The following is a 14,635-nucleotide window of genomic DNA, read 5'->3' on the forward strand; positions in this document are numbered from 1 at the left end:
CGCGCGCTACTTCAGGCCGCCGCCCAGCGCGCGGTACAGGTCCACGGCGTTGGTCGCGCGCAGCCGCCGTGCTTCCACCAGCTGCTGTTCGGCGCTGAACAGCTCGCGCTGGGCATCGAGCACGTCCAGCGAGCTGGCCACGCCGCTTTCGAAGCGCAAAGTGAGCAGCCGCAGCCGCTCGGCCTGCGCTTCCTGGATCGCGCGCTGGGCCGTCACCTGGTCGCCCAGGTAGGTGCGCGCCGCCAGCGCATCGGCCACTTCGCGGAAGGCGACCTGGATGGTGCGTTCGTAGTCGGCCACGGCGCTGTTCCGGCGCACCTCGGCCAGGTCGAGATTGGCGCGGTTGCGGCCCGCGTCGAACAGGGGCAGCACCAGCTGCGGCGTGAACGACCACGTGTCGCCCCCGCTGTCGAACAGCTGGGAGAAGGCCGGGCTGGCGCTGCCGAAGGCCGCCGTCAGCGCGATGCGGGGGAAGAAGGCCGCGCGCGCCGCGCCGATATTGGCGTTGGCGGCCCGCAGCCGCTGCTCGGCGGCGCGGATGTCCGGGCGGCGCGCCAGCAGTGCCGAGGGCAGGCCGGCGGGCAGGGCACTCATCGCGTCGAGTCGGGCGTCGTCCGGCAAGGTATCTCCCGCCGCGTCACCGGCCTGCTGCGGCGCGGGCGCACCCGCCAGCAAGGTCAGCGCATTGGCGGCCTGTGCGCGCTGCCGCGCCAGCGCCAGGGCCGATGCGCGCGCCGTCTCCATCAGCGTTTCGTTCGAGCGCACGTCCAGCAGCGACGAGGCACCTGCGTCGAGCCGCTGGCGCGTCAGGTCGAAGGTGCGGCGGCGTGCCTCGTAGGTGCGCTGGGCCAGCGCCAGTTGCGCGGCATAGGCGCGCTCGGTGAACCAGGCGTTCGCCACTTCCGCCACGAGGCCGATCTGCGCGGCCTGGCGCGCTTCGTCGGTGGCGAGGTAGCTGGCCAGTGCCGCCGCGGACAGGCTGCGCACGCGGCGCAGGTAATCGAGCTCGAACGCCGGCAGCGCCAGGCCCGCATCGAAGCGCTCGCCGACCACCGCCGCGCCGGTACCCGTGGCGAACGCCGGCGTGCGGGCGCGCGTGCCGGACAGCGTGGCATCCAGGTGCGGCAGCAGATCCGCCCGGGCGATGCGGTAGGTGGCGCGCGCTTCGTCGATGCGCAGCGCGGCCAGGCGCAGGTCGCGGTTGTTGGCCAGCGCCGTCTCGATCAGGTTCTGCAGCGGCGGCTCCGGGAAGAAGTCGCGCCACGCCGTGTCGGCCGCGGGCAGGTCGGATGCCACGGCGGGTGCGCCGCTGCCATCGGCGGTGGCGTCATTGACGGGATAGGTGGGCGCGACGGGTGCGGCAGGGCGCTCGTAGTGCGGCATCAACGAGCATGCCGACAGCAGCACCGCCGCAACCAGAGGCAGGCAGCGCTTCATGATCCGGCCTCCGGCTGGTCCAGCTGGTGCGCCGCCAGCCGCCGCTGCCGCTCGCTGCCATGGAACAGCCGGCGCACGACGACGAAGAACACGGGCACCAGGAACACGGCCAGCACGGTGGCCGTGATCATGCCGCCCATCACGCCGGTGCCGATGGCGCGCTGGCTGGCCGAGCCGGCGCCGCTGGCCACCACCAGCGGCAGCACGCCGAGGATGAACGCCAGCGACGTCATGATGATCGGCCGGAAGCGCAGGTGCACCGCTTCCAGGGTGGCCTCGATGGCGGTCTTGCCCTGTGCCTGCAGGTCCTTGGCGAACTCGATGATCAGGATGGCGTTCTTGGCCGACAGCCCGATGATGGCGATCAGGCCCACCTTGAAGTAGACGTCGTTCGGCAGGTCGCGCAGGTGTGCGCCGAGCAGTGCACCCAGCACGCCCAGTGGCACGACCAGCAGCACGGAAATCGGAATCGAGCTGCTTTCGTACAGCGCCGCCAGCACCAGGAACGCCGCCAGCAGCGACAGGGCGAACAGCATCGGCGCCTGCGCGCCCGAGGTGCGCTCTTCCAGCGACTGGCCGGTCCAGTCGATGCCGAAGCCGGGCGGCAGCTGGCCGGCCAGCCGCTCCAGTTCCGCCATCGCTTCGCCGGTGCTGTAGCCCGGTGCCGCATCGCCCGTCAGGCGGATCGCCGGATAGCCGTTGTAGCGCACCAGCTGCACGGGACCGTTGATCCAGCTGGTGGTGGCGAAGGCGGAGAAGGGCACCATATCGTTCGTGCCGGTTCCTGCTCCCGCTCCTGCACTCACTCCCGTGCCATTTCCCGTGTCCGTGCTGCGCACGTTCAGGCGCAGGATGTCTTCCGGCTGCATGCGCCGCGCCTGTTCGGCCTGCACGATCACGCGCTGCTGCCGGTTGCTGCTGTTGAAGTCGTTCACATACGAGGAGCCCAGTCCCGCCGACAGGGTGGCGTTGATGTCCGCGAAGGTGACGCCCAGCGCCTGCGCCTTGGCCCGGTCGATCTCCACCTGCAGCTGCGGCGCGTCTTCCAGCCCCTCGGGCCGCAAGCCGCGCAGCACCTTGCTCTGCCCGGCCAGGCCGAGCAGCTGGTTGCGTGCACTCACCAGCGCCGCGTGGCCCAGCGAGCTGCGGTCCTGCAGCCTTGCCGTGATGCCGGTGGCGTTGCCCAGCTCGCGGATCGGCGGCGGCGACAGGGGGAACACGATCGCATCCGGAATGCCGGACAGCGCACCGAGTGCGCGGCCCGCCAGGTCGTCCGCCGCTTGGCCCCGGCCACGCTCGCCCCAGTCCTTCAGCGGAACAAATACCAGCCCGGCGTTCTGGCCGTTGCCGGAGAACGAAAAGCCGGCCACCGAGATCGTGCGGGCCACTTCCGGCTGCTCGCGAAAATAGGCTTCCACGCGCGCCAGCACGGCATCGGCCCGCGCGCGCGCGGCACCGGGCGGCAGCTGCACATTGGTGACGATGTAGCCCTGGTCCTCGTTGGGCAGGAAGGACGAGGGCAGCCGGATGTACAGCCACGCCACCAGTGCCAGCAGCACGGCGAAGACCAGCATGAAGCGGCCGGTGCGCAGCAGGATCCTTGCCACCACGCCCTGGTAGCTGGTGGCGGTGGCGGCGAACTTGCGGTTGAACCAGCTAAAGAAGCGCCAGCCGAAGAAGCCGCGCTTTTCCACGTGGTGGCCGGCCTGCACGGGCTTGAGGATCGTCGCGCACAGGGCCGGCGTGAGCGTCAGCGCCATCAGCGCCGAGAAGGCCATGGCGGCCACCATCGACAGCGAGAACTGCCGGTAGATCGCGCCCACCGCGCCGCCGAAGAAGGCCATCGGCACGAACACGGCGATCAGCACGAGCGTGATGCCGATGATGGCACCGGTGATCTGCGACATGGCCTTGCGCGTGGCATCGCGCGGCGACAATCCCTCCTCGCTCATGATGCGCTCGACGTTCTCGACGACGACGATGGCATCGTCGACCAGGATGCCGATGGCCAGCACCATGCCGAACATCGTCAGCACGTTGATCGAATAGCCGAACACCTGCATCGCCGCGAACGTGCCCATCAGCGCCACCGGCACCACGATGGTGGGAATGATCGTGTAGCGCAGGTTCTGCAGGAACAGGTACATGACGAGGAACACCAGCAGCACGGCTTCCAGCAGCGTCTTGACCACTTCCTCGATGGAGATGCGCACGAAGCGGGACGTGTCGTACGGCACCGTGTACGCCAGCCCGGGCGGGAAGTACTTCTGCAGCTCGTCCATGCGGTCGCGCACGAGGTTGGCCGTGGCCAGTGCATTGCCGGTCAGGGACTGCTGCACGGCGATCGCCACGAAGGGCTTGCCGGACAGGCGCGCGCTGATGTTGTAGTTGGCGCCGCCCAGTTCCAGCCGCGCCACGTCGGCCAGCCGCACGGCGGAACCGTCCGGGTTCGCGCGCAGCACGATGCGGGCGAACTCGGCAAGCGACGTGAGCTGCCCCGTCACCACCACCGGCGCCTGGTAGGTTTGCGAGCTGGGGCTGGGCAGGTCGCCGATCGTGCCGGACGTGACCTGGGCGTTCTGCGCACGGATCGCCGCCGTCACGTCGCTCATGTTGAGCCGGTAGCCGGTGAGCCTGTTCGGGTCGACCCACACGCGCAGCGCCCGCTCGGTGCCGAACAACTGCGCCTGGCCCACGCCGGGAATGCGCTTGATCTCGTTGACGACGTTGCGCGCCATGTAGTCGCCGATCGCCGTCGGATCCATCCTTCCGTCCGTCGAATACAGGCCCACGAACATGAGGATGTTCGAGCGCGCCTTGTTCACCTGCACCCCCTGCTGCGTGACAGCCTGCGGCAGCCGCGATTCCACGCGCTTGATGCGGTTCTGCACATCGACGGCGGCAATGTCCGGATTGGTGCCGGGGATGAAGGTGACGGTGATCGTCACGCCGCCCGTGGCATTGCTCTCCGATTCCACGTACTGCAGGCCCTCGGCGCCGTTCATCTCCTGTTCGATGACGCTGGTGACGGCATCGTCCAGCACCTGCGCGGTGGCGCCAGGATAGGTGGCCGTGACGACGATCGACGGCGGCGCGATCGTGGGATATTGCGCCACGGGCAGCACGGTAATCGCCAGCACGCCGCCCAGCAGGATGAACAGCGCGATGACCCAGGCGAACACGGGCCGGTCGATGAAGAAGCGCGGCATCTAGGCCCCCGCCGGTCTGGCTGATGAAGGCGGGGGCTGCCACGGCTGCGGCTTGACGGGCGCGCCCGGCTTGGCCTTCTGGAAGCCCTCCACGATGATGCGCTCGCCGCCCTTCAGGCCGCTGCTGACGATCCAGCGGTTGCCGCTGGCCGCCTCCGCCTGCACGGGCTGCGCCACCACCTTGTTGTCCGCCCCGACGATCATCACGGACGCGCCCTCCGCACCGCGCACGATGGCCTGCTGCGGCACGGTGATGGCCTTCTCGTCGATACCCCGTTCCAGCCGGGCGCGCACGTACATGCCGGGCAGCAGGGTGCGCCCCGGATTGGGCAGCTCGGCGCGCAGCGACACGGTGCCCGTGCTTTCGTCCACGGAAGCATCGGCAAACAGCAGCTTGCCCGCCTGCGGATAGGCCTCGCCCGATTCCAGCACCACCGTCACCCGCGCACCATCCTTGCCGGCGCTTTTCAGGCGGCCGCTGGCCAGCGCCTGGCGCAGCTGCTGCAGCTCGGTGGACGATTGCGTGACTGTCACGTAGATCGGATCGAGCTGCTGCACCAGCGCCATCGGCGTAGCTTCGCCCTGGCCGACCAGCGCCCCTTCCGTGACGAGCGCGCGGCCCACGCGGCCGGCGATGGGCGCCGTCACCGTGGCATAGCCGAGCGTGAGCCCGGCCGTCCGGCGCGCCGCGCGGGCCGTGGCCAGGTCGGCGGCCGACTGCTGCTGCGCCGCCACGGCATCGTCGTATTCCTGCTGGCTGACGGCCTGCGCGGCCAGCAGGGGCTTGTAGCGGCGCTCGCGGATCTGGGCCAGCGTGAGGTTGGCCTGGGCCCGCTGGATGGCCGCCTCGGCGCTCGCCACATTGGCCTGGAACTCGGCCGGATCGATGCGGAACAGCACCTGGCCGGCCTTCACGTCCGACCCTTCCTCGAACACGCGCTTCAGGACGATGCCAGGCGTGCGCGCGCGCACCTGCGCCACCCGGTAGGCTTCCACCCGGCCCGGCAGTTCATCGGTCACGGCGACCGCGGCGGCGGCTACCGTGATGACGGAGACGGTGGGTGGCGGTGGCGGGGGCGGCGCCGCTTCCTTCCTGCCGCAGCCGCTCAACGTGGCAGCGGCAGCGGCGGCGCAGACAGCGGGGAACAGGGCCAATCTCATCAATGCCTCCTGCGGAAAGGGAAGGCGGGCGGATGCGGGCGAAGTAAAAGATTGTATATCAGCTAATGCGACAAATGGTTTCGGCGTGACGATAAATCAGGTGGCGATAAAAAAGGGAGCCGCAGCTCCCTCGATGGACAACCACACTGCGCCGTGGTTCAGCGCATGCCGGAAATAATCTGCTTGAGCTTGCCGGAATCGGCGCAGAACGCGCGGATGCCTTCGGCCAGCTTCTCGGTCGCCATCGCATCTTCGTTCAGCATGAAGCGGAAGGTTTTCTCGTCCACGCTCATCTTGGCAGCGGGGCCCGGATTGTCGGCGGACAGCTTGCGCTCCACGGGCTCGTTGCTGTCGGCCAGCTTCTGCAGCAGGTCCGGGCTGATGGTGAGCAGGTCGCAGCCGGCCAGTTCCAGGATCTGGCTGGTGTTGCGGAAGCTGGCGCCCATCACTTCGGTCTCGTAGCCGAACTTGCGGAAGTAGTTGTAGATGCGCTTGACGGACTGCACGCCCGGGTCTTCCGCACCCTGGTAGTCGATGCCGGTCTGCTTCTTGTGCCAGTCGTAGATGCGGCCCACGAACGGCGAGATCAGCTGCACGCCCGCCTCGGCGCAGGCGATCGCCTGCGGCAGCGAGAACAGCAGCGTCAGGTTACAGTGGATCATTTCCTTCTCGAGGATCTCGGCGGCCTTGATGCCTTCCCAGGTGGAGGCGATCTTGATCAGCACGCGTTCGCGGTCGAAGCCGGCGTTCTCGTACAGGTCGATCAGCTCGCGGCCCTTGGCCACATTGGCCTCGACATCGAACGACAGGCGCGCATCGATCTCGGTGGAGACGCGGCCCGAGACGATCTTCAGGATCTCGCCGCCGAACGCGATCAGCAGCTTGTCGATCACTTCGCCGGTGGAGGCGTTCGGGTTGTCGCGCACGGCCTTTTCCAGCAGCGGCCGGTACTCTTCCTTCTGCACCGCCTTCAGGATCAGCGACGGGTTGGTGGTCGCATCGCGCGGCGTGTAGGCCTGGATCGACTGGAAGTCGCCGGTGTCGGCCACGACCTTGGTGTACTGCTTCAGTTGTTCGAGTTGATTCATGACGGGAGCGCAGAAGAGCGGTTGAACTGGTTGAACGGGTTGAACAGGCAAAAGCCTATTGTACCGAATTGTTTCGGGTATCCTTGCGGCAATCTGCACAGACTTGTCACGCATGAAACAGATCGCAGTCATCGGCGGCGGTATCACCGGCATCACCACGGCCTACGCGCTGGCGCGGCGCGGCATGGCCGTCACCGTCATCGAACGGCACCCGCATCCGGCCATGGAAACCTCGTTCGCGAACGGCGGACAGCTCTCCGCTTCGCATGCCGAGGCGTGGAACAGCTGGTCGACGGTGCGCAAGGGCCTGGGCTGGATGCTGCGCCAGGATGCGCCCCTGCTGCTGCATCCGGCGCCCGGCTGGCACAAGATGTCGTGGCTGACACAGTTCCTGCGCGCGATTCCCCGCTACCGCGAGAACACGGTCACGCTGGCGCGGCTGGCGATCGCGGCGCGCGAGCATCTGTTCGCCTGGGCGGCGGAGGAGGGGATCGCCTTCGACCTGCGCCGCGAAGGCATCCTGCACCTGTATCGCGATCGCCGCGCGTTCGAGCATGCCGCCGGCGTGACGGGGCTGCTGGCGCAGGCGGGGCTGGTGCGACGGGCCGTCACGCCATCGGACATGCGCGCGCTGGAGCCGGCGCTGCACGGGAACTACTATGGCGGTTTTTATACGGACAGCGACAGCAGCGGCGACATCCATCTTTTTACGACCGGACTCGCCGCAGCCTGCGTGCGGCGCGGCGTGCAGTTGCTGTGTGAGCGCGAGGTGGCGGCGCTGCGGCCCGCTGACGATGGCGTCACGCTCACCATTGGCCATGCCGGGGAACCATCCACGCAGCGGTTCGATGCGGCGGTGATCTGCGCCGGTACCGCCAGCCGCGCGCTGGCCGGGATGGCGGGCGACCGCGTCAATGTCTATCCGGTGAAGGGCTATTCGATCACGGTGGCGCTGGACGATGCCGCCAGCCGCGCCGCTGCACCGCGCATCAGCCTCGTCGACGATGGTCCCAAACTGGTCGCCAGCCGCTTCGGCGACGACCGCCTGCGCGTGGCCGGCACCGCCGAACTGTGCGGCTTCGACCGCACGGTCCGGCCGCAGCGCATCGGGCCGCTGATCGACTGGGTGCGGCGCGAATTCCCCGGCGTCTCCACCGCCTCCGTCACGCCCTGGGCCGGCCTGCGCCCGATGCTGCCGGACCTGCTGCCCCGTGTCGGCCCCGGCAGGTCCCCACGCGTGTTCTACAACACGGGCCACGGCCACCTCGGCTGGACACTCGCCGCGGCAACGGCGCAGCAGGTGGCCGATGCGATCCCCGGTGCCGCGGCGCTGTCACCTGGCGTGGAACCGGCGTTCGCATCGATGCTGCGCGCTCAGGCCCGCGAATAATCCAGCGCGGCGTCGGGCAATCGTTCCGGCAACTGCAGCCGCGCCGTCCTGTCCCGGGTCGCCACGCGCAAGGGCGGCCGCTGCCAGTGCACGTCCAGTGCCATCGGGGCCGAAGGCGGCGGCAGCGCGATGCGGCCATCCGGCCCCCAGCTGCAGCGATCGAGCGTGTACGTCACGGCGCCGCCATCGGCCAGCCGTGCGACGTCAAGGAAGAACGTGCCTTCCCCATTGCTGGCGTGGGCCTGCACCGTGTAGTAGCGGCCCAGATAGCAGTGGTGCCACAGGCCTGCCTCGACGCGGTGCCGGCGCAGCAGGATGCCGCGCACGGCGAACTGGTCGCCGGACGGACTTTCGTGGCAGTCCTCCAGGCCGGATACATAGATAGCCGTGGGGTGGCCATCCACGCTGAGCTGGTAGGGCAGCGTGTGCAGCAGCGTTTCCGGCTCGCCGGCGCCGCGCAGGTCGGCCGGCAGCAGCAGGCGGGCGGTCAGCAGGCGGCCATTGCGCAGGCGACGTTCCAGCAATGGCGCCGGGACCGGCACCTCGGCTGCGAGCAGCAACCCCAGCACCCGGTGCAGCGGGATGGGTGACGGGTCGGCAGCGCAGGCGGCGCGCAGGCGCTGCTCCGTCAGCGACGGGGTACTGGCCGGCAGCGGCAGGTCATGCAGGCGCTGCGTGGCGCTGTCATAGACCAGCACCGTGTTGCCGCCTCTGCCGACCTTCGTGGCCAGGTAGAGGGCGCTGGTGCCGACCCGCGACACGCCATCGATCTCGTGCAGGATCGCGCCGTCCGGCAGCAGCAGCGTGCCGTATTCCGGGCCGCCCATCCCCAGCTCGCCCCAGGACCCGATCTGGCGCGGGGCCGTGCTGGCATGACCGGCCAGGTCGTCCGCATCGGGCGGGATCGACGTCCAGCGCGCCGGATCGCGCAGTTGTTCGGCCATGTCGTGCAGCTTGCCGCCGGGGCGTGTCAGCCACCACACCGCGAGGAAGCCGAGCGGCACGCCCCACGGCGAGCGGGTCAGCGCCAGGATGGCAACGAAGGACGCCAGCGGCGCCCAAGGCGACACGGCCATGCGCGCCAGGCGCACGCGCAGCCAACGCATCGCGCTGCTAGCCGATGAAGGAATCGAACTGCACCTCGAACTCCTGCAGCGCCTTCTGCGCGTTCTGCATCGTGCGGCGGAATTCGGGGCCCCGCTTCAGCGCGAGGCCGACGGCGAGGATGTCGATGACGACCAGGTAGGCGAGGCGCGCCGAGATCGGCGTGTACGGGTCGATATTGAAGATCAGGTCGATCGGGATCAGCACCGTCGCCAGGTCCGCCAGCGGCGTGCCGGACGGGGCCAGCACGATCACGTCCGCGCCGCCGTCCTTGGCCAGCTGCGCCGAGTGCACCAGCGCCGGGCTGTTGCCGCGCTGCGAGATGGCCACCAATGCATCGCCCTGGCGCAGCAGCGCCGCGGCGATGTTGTGGATCGCCGGGTCGGAATAGGCCACTGTCGGCACGCCGGAGCGGAAGAATTTATGCTGCGCATCGGCCGCCACGATGCCCGAGGTGCCCTGGCCGTAGAACTCGATCTTCTTCGCCGTGGACAGGATGTCCAGCGCGCGCTGCACGGGCTCCGGCTGCAGGTTGTTGCGCAGGTCCAGCAGCGTGTTGATGGAGCGGCTGCAGATCTTGTTGACGAGGTCCGCCGCCAGGTCGCCCTGCGACGGTGCCTCGTTCAGGCCGGGCAGCGCCACGGCCAGCCCCTGCGCCAGCTTCAGCTTGAATTCGTGCCAGCCGTCGTAGCCCAGCGTGCGGCAGAAGCGCACGACGGTCGGTTCCGACACTTGCGCGCTTTTCGCCAGCGCCGTGATGTTCGAGCTGACGGTGCGCGACGGGTTGTCGAGCACGGCCAGCGCGACCTTGCGCTCCGATTTCGACAGCGAATCGAGCTGGGTGCGGATGGAGTCGAGCAGCATGGGTTTGACTTGGTCCTCAGGGTGGAGCAGGGTGTCGTGAAGCATGCTTCGCGCCTGCGGAACGGCCTGGCCATGCAGGCCAGGCGCCTCCTGCCATGGTTAATCTTCAGGCAGCGCTTCTTCGCGCCACTGCAGCCCGTCGCGCCCGATCAGCGCGGACGAAGCGGCCGGGCCCCACGTGCCGGACGTGTAGGGCAGCGGCGCCGTGTCGTCCTGCTCCCAGTTGTTCAGGATCGGTTCGACCCATTCCCAGGCCGCTTCCAGTTCGTCGCCGCGCATGAACAGCGTCAGCTGGCCGCGCAGCACGTCGAGCAGCAGGCGTTCGTAGGCATCCATGCGCGGTGCCTTGAAGGATTCGCGGAAGTCCAGTTCCAGCTCGGCCGGTTTCAGGCGCATGCCCTCGCCGGGCGTCTTCGCCATCAGGTTCATGCGCAGGCCTTCGTCCGGCTGCAGGCGGATCACCAGCGAGTTCGGCTGGAACGAGGAGGTGGGCTGGTTGAAGATCGAGTGCGGGATCTGCTTGAAGCGCACCACGATCTCGGCCAGGCCATCGGCCATCCGCTTGCCGGTGCGCAGGTAGAACGGCACGCCGGCCCAGCGCCACGTATCGATCTCCGCCTTCATGGCCACGAAGGTCTCGGTGCGCGAACCCTGCGGTGCATCCGGCTCGTCGCGGTAGCTCGGCACGGCCTGGCCGTCCACATGGCCGGCGCGGTACTGGCCGCGTACGATGTTCTGCGCCAGCGTGGTCGGGGTGAAGCGCTTCAGCGAGCGCAGCACCTGCAGCTTCGCGTCGCGCACGGCATCCGGCGCGATCGACGACGGCGGCTCCATCGCCACGATGCACAGCAGCTGCAGCAGGTGGTTCTGCAGCATGTCGCGCAGCGCACCGGAGGTGTCGTAATAGCCGATGCGGTTACCGACGCCGAGCTTCTCGGCGATGGTGATCTGCACGTCGGAGATCCATTCGCGGCGCCACAGGGGCTCGAACAGGATGTTCCCGAAGCGCAGGGCCAGCAGGTTCTGCACCGTTTCCTTGCCCAGGTAATGGTCGATCCGGTAGATCTGCGATTCCTCGAACACTTCGCCCACTTCGCGGTTGATCTGCTTGGCCGATTCCAGGTCGCGGCCCAGTGGCTTTTCCAGCACCACGCGGGAGGTCGGCGTCACCAGGCCGTTGTCCTTCAGGTTGTCGCAGATCTGCGCGAACAGCGCCGGCGGCGTGGCCAGGTAGTAGACGCGCGTCAGGCCCTCGTCGCCCCGCAGCGCCTCCACCAGTCCCTTGTAGCTGGAGGAATCGGTGGCATCGAGCGACACGTACACGATGCGTTTCGTGAAGCGAGCCCAGTTCTCGTAGGTCACCTTGGGCGCCTTGATGTGCGGCTTCGACGTCGTGTTGACGGTCTCGATGAATTCTTCCTGGCTGTTGTCGTGCCGGCCCACGCAGATGATGCGCGCGTCCGGCGGCAGGTCGCCGCACACGTCGCGCGAGAACATCGCGGGCAGCAGCTTGCGCATCGAGAGATCGCCGCTGCCGCCGAACAGGACCAGGTCAAAATCGGAAAGTGCCATGATGGGTGTCGTATGGTTGGTTTTGCCGGACATTCCGGCTGACGTGCTGCTGGAACCTGCGTTTCAAAAAATGATTGCTACGGCGGTTACGGCTGGTACGCCGGCTGCACCAGCCCGGCCACATCCACCCGCACGGCCAGCACGCGGCCGGACAGCGGCAAGGCTGCCAGCTCGTCCGCGGGGCGCTTGCCGGCGGTGGTGATGAACAGCGTCCTGAGGTCGTCGCCGCCAAAGGCCACCATCGTCGGGCAGCGCACCGGCAGCACGATTTCATCGAGCTGTTCGCCCTCGGGCGACAGCTTGACGATGCGGCCACCTTCGAACATCGCCACCCAGTAATTGCCCGCGCTGTCGACGGCCGCACCATCCGGGCGGCCGCCGTAATCGGCGTCCTTGACCATCGAGAACTGGCGCACTTCGCGCTGGTTGCTCACGGTGCCGGCCGCCAGGTCGAAGTCGTAGCGCGTCACGCGGTGCGTCGTCGTGTCGGCGTGGTACATCGTGCGGTGGTCCGGGCTGAAGGCCAGGCCGTTCGAATTCGTCATGCCGCCGGACCACGCCAGGCGGACAGCCCCCTTTTCGAGGACATACATCTCGGCAGCCGGCTGGTCGCGCGGTTCGTAGATCGTGCCGACCCAGAAGCGGCCCGCCGCATCGGGCTTGCCGTCGTTGAAGCGGGCCCTGGACTGGTCGAACGGGGAGGGGGCGATCTCGCTGACAACGCCGGTAACGGTGTCGAGGTGTACAAACCCGGCGCGCGTGGCGACCACCAGGCCGCCCCCGGCATGGCGCGCCAGCGACGAAGGTTCCGTCGCCATCGGCCAGCTGTCATGCCGGTTCGACGCCAGCTGCAGCCGGTGCACGGCCAGCCCGTCGATATCGACCCAGTACAGCGCCTTCTCCTCGGCATGCCACAGGGGGCCTTCGCCCACCTGCATCACGCCATCGAAGGCGACGGTGATGTCGTATGCGCTCATGGCAGCTTCGCGGCCTTGGCCATGATGATCAGGCCATTGGTGGAACTGTCGTGCGCAGCCTGGTCCACGTCGCCCTCCAGCTCGGCCTGGATCTTCTTGGCCAGCACCTTGCCCAGCTCCACGCCCCACTGGTCGAAGCTGGCGATATCCCAGATCACGCCCTGCACGAAGGTCTTGTGTTCGTACAGCGCGATCAATGCGCCCAGGGTCAGCGGCGTCAGCTGCTCCATCAGGATCGTGTTCGACGGACGGTTGCCGGGGAAGGTACGGTGCGGCACCAGCTCGTCGATCTTCGCGGCCGGCAGGCCCTGCGCGGTCAGCTCGGCGCGCACCTCGTCGGCCGTCTTGCCCTTCATGAAGGCCTCCGACTGCGCGAAGCAGTTGGCCAGCAGCGCATCGTGGTGGCCCGGCAGGTCGTGCGTGGCGCGCAGCGCGGCGATGAAGTCGATCGGCACGATGTCGGTGCCCTGGTGCAGCAGCTGGAAGTAGGCATGCTGCGCGTTGGTGCCGCACTCGCCCCACACGACCGGGCAGGTGACGGTGTCCACGGGTTGCCCGCTCTTCGTCACGCGCTTGCCGTTGCTTTCCATGTCGAGCTGCTGCAGGTAGGCAGGGAAGCGGCTCAGGTCCTGGTGATATGGCGCGATGGACAGCGACGTGGCGCCGAGGAACTCGCGGTTCCAGAAGCCCGTCAGGGCCAGCAGCACGGGCAGATTTTCTTCCAGCGGCGCGGTGCGGAAGTGCTCGTCCATCGCGTGCGCGCCTTCCAGCAGCGCCTCGAAATAGCCGAAACCCACGGCCAGCGCGACGGACAGGCCGATCGCCGACCAGACCGAATAGCGGCCGCCGACCCAGTCCCAGAACGGGAACATGTTGTCCGTATCGATGCCGAAGGCGGCGACGGCCTGCGTGTTGGTGGACACGGCCACGAAATGACGCGCCAGGTCCTCTTCCTTGGCGCGGCCCAGGAACCAGGTGCGCGCGGTGCCGGCGTTGAGCATCGTCTCGGCGGTGGTGAAGGTCTTCGAGGCCACGATGAACAGCGTGGTCTCGTGGTTCACCTTGGCCAGCACGGCATCCATGTCATGGCCGTCCACGTTCGACACGAAGTGCATCGTCAGGCGCGGATGGGCGAACGAGCGCAGCGCCAGCACGGCCATTTTCGGGCCGAGATCGGAGCCGCCGATGCCGATGTTGACGATGTCCGTGATCGGCTTGCCGGAAGCGCCCAGCCAGGTGCCGTTGCGGACCTTGTCCGTGAAGACGCGCATGCGGTCGAGCACGTTGTGCACGTCGGCATTGACGTCCTGGCCCTCGACCACCAGCGCCTTGCCGCGCGGCATACGCAGGGCGGTGTGCAGCACGCTGCGTTGTTCGGTAAGATTAATTTTCTCGCCAGACAGCATTGCATCGCGCTGCGCTTCCACGCCGCGCTCGCGGGCCAGGTCGACCAGCAGCTCGAGCGTGCGCGCCGTGATGCGGTTCTTGGAAAAATCGAGGAACAGGCCGGCCGCATCGGCCGTCAGTTTCGGGAATCGCTCAGGATCGTCGGCAAACAGCTGGCGCAGCTGCCAGCCTTTCGCATCGGTGGCATGGGCTTGCAGGGCCTGGTAGGCGGGCGTGGTGGTCAACAGGGGCTGGCGCATGTGGCTGATCAGTCATGATGTCAGTTTCGATATGGAGGAACTATACAGGAAAAGCTGGTAAGTTCACTACAGGATCGCACATCGAAAAACAAATAATTCCGTGAATCTACCATCATCCCCTGTTCCCTTGGCGATCGTTTGCCCATGAAGAATGCCGGGGCAGCACGCCTTTCGCCTTCTGTAGTAA

The 14,635-nt window shown here is 68.0% G+C and carries 10 protein-coding genes; 1 reads left to right on the plus strand and 9 read right to left on the minus strand.

Going from position 1 to position 14,635, the window contains the following annotated elements; genetic code table 11:
- Positions 1 to 6: 6 nt before the first annotated feature.
- From IP91_RS21025 to tal, 4 genes are all read right to left on the minus strand, one after another.
- Positions 7 to 1,437, minus strand: coding sequence for an efflux transporter outer membrane subunit (locus IP91_RS21025; protein WP_145651638.1), 1,431 nt, complete (start codon positions 1,435 to 1,437; stop codon positions 7 to 9).
- On the minus strand, positions 1,434 to 4,646 hold the full coding sequence (locus IP91_RS21030; RefSeq protein WP_145651640.1) for an efflux RND transporter permease subunit: 3,213 nt from the start codon (positions 4,644 to 4,646) through the stop codon (positions 1,434 to 1,436). The genes IP91_RS21025 and IP91_RS21030 overlap by 4 nt, the downstream gene beginning before the upstream one ends.
- The gene (locus tag IP91_RS21035; protein ID WP_145651642.1) at positions 4,647 to 5,807 is read right to left on the minus strand and encodes an efflux RND transporter periplasmic adaptor subunit; all 1,161 of its coding nucleotides are present in this window, start codon (positions 5,805 to 5,807) and stop codon (positions 4,647 to 4,649) included.
- 158 nt (positions 5,808 to 5,965) lie between these two features.
- Positions 5,966 to 6,895 (minus strand): transaldolase, encoded by a 930-nt coding sequence (gene tal, locus IP91_RS21040; protein WP_145651644.1) that lies wholly within the window; start codon positions 6,893 to 6,895, stop codon positions 5,966 to 5,968.
- A gap of 112 nt (positions 6,896 to 7,007) precedes the next feature.
- Between tal and IP91_RS21045 the strand changes: the two genes are divergently transcribed.
- Positions 7,008 to 8,285, plus strand: a complete 1,278-nt coding sequence (locus IP91_RS21045) for a D-amino acid dehydrogenase (RefSeq protein WP_145651646.1) — start codon at positions 7,008 to 7,010, stop codon at positions 8,283 to 8,285.
- Here the strand turns inward: IP91_RS21045 and IP91_RS21050 are convergent.
- The 5 genes from IP91_RS21050 to pgi all read right to left on the minus strand — a co-directional run bounded on the left by IP91_RS21050 (position 8,270) and on the right by pgi (position 14,448).
- Complete coding sequence (locus tag IP91_RS21050; RefSeq protein WP_145651648.1) at positions 8,270 to 9,391, minus strand: hypothetical protein; 1,122 nt, start codon at positions 9,389 to 9,391, stop codon at positions 8,270 to 8,272. The genes IP91_RS21045 and IP91_RS21050 overlap by 16 nt on opposite strands.
- Before the next feature lie 7 nt (positions 9,392 to 9,398).
- Positions 9,399 to 10,253 (minus strand): SIS domain-containing protein, encoded by an 855-nt coding sequence (locus tag IP91_RS21055; protein WP_145651650.1) that lies wholly within the window; start codon positions 10,251 to 10,253, stop codon positions 9,399 to 9,401.
- Positions 10,254 to 10,352: 99 nt separating this feature from the next.
- On the minus strand, positions 10,353 to 11,825 hold the full coding sequence (gene zwf / locus IP91_RS21060) for a glucose-6-phosphate dehydrogenase (RefSeq protein ID WP_145651652.1): 1,473 nt from the start codon (positions 11,823 to 11,825) through the stop codon (positions 10,353 to 10,355).
- Positions 11,826 to 11,911: 86 nt separating this feature from the next.
- Positions 11,912 to 12,802 carry an SMP-30/gluconolactonase/LRE family protein gene (locus IP91_RS21065; RefSeq protein WP_145651654.1) on the minus strand — a complete coding sequence of 297 codons (891 nt, stop codon included), beginning with the start codon at positions 12,800 to 12,802 and terminating at the stop codon, positions 11,912 to 11,914.
- Positions 12,799 to 14,448 (minus strand): glucose-6-phosphate isomerase, encoded by a 1,650-nt coding sequence (gene pgi, locus IP91_RS21070; protein ID WP_145651656.1) that lies wholly within the window; start codon positions 14,446 to 14,448, stop codon positions 12,799 to 12,801. The genes IP91_RS21065 and pgi overlap by 4 nt, the downstream gene beginning before the upstream one ends.
- Positions 14,449 to 14,635 lie beyond the last annotated feature (187 nt).

This window comes from Pseudoduganella lurida (assembly GCF_007830455.1).
GTDB lineage: Bacteria > Pseudomonadota > Gammaproteobacteria > Burkholderiales > Burkholderiaceae_D > Rugamonas > Rugamonas lurida.